This is a genomic window from Idiomarina sp. UBA4206, from assembly GCF_002383015.1.
GTDB lineage: Bacteria > Pseudomonadota > Gammaproteobacteria > Enterobacterales > Alteromonadaceae > Idiomarina > Idiomarina abyssalis.
In genome coordinates this window covers 73,138-73,563 of record NZ_DFTS01000009.1, presented here as the reverse complement: position 1 = coordinate 73,563, position 426 = coordinate 73,138, and the positions used below count along the sequence as shown (strand labels likewise).

The 426-nt window shown below is 49.3% G+C and carries 1 protein-coding gene; it reads right to left on the bottom strand.

Annotated features, from left to right (window positions below; all coding sequences use genetic code 11):
- The coding region (locus B3180_RS01775) for a sigma-54 factor interaction domain-containing protein (RefSeq protein WP_286842594.1) at positions 1–426 on the bottom strand (426 nt) is incomplete at both ends.

The following is a 426-nucleotide window of genomic DNA, read 5'->3' as shown; positions in this document are numbered from 1 at the left end:
AAGGTCACGGTTAGAGGTCGCAATTAAACGGACGTCGAGTTGAATGGTTTTACGTGAGCCCAGCCGCTCTACCTGACGTTCCTGAATAACCCGTAATAGTTTTGCCTGCAAATGCATAGCCATTTCGGTGACTTCGTCCAGCAACAAGGTACCACCCTGAGCGAGCTCAAACTTACCGGGAGACGACTGATTCGCACCAGTAAAAGCTCCTTTTTCATAGCCAAATAACATAGACTCAAGCATGTTTTCAGGTATGGCTGCACAATTAATCGCGACAAAGGGGCCATTTGCACGCTCAGAATGCTGATGAATATAACGAGCCAACACTTCTTTACCCGTACCACTGGGCCCGGTAACCATTACGCTGGCTTCGCTGGCAGCTACCTTGCGTGCCATATTCAGAATAGCCTGGCTCGACTCTTCCTC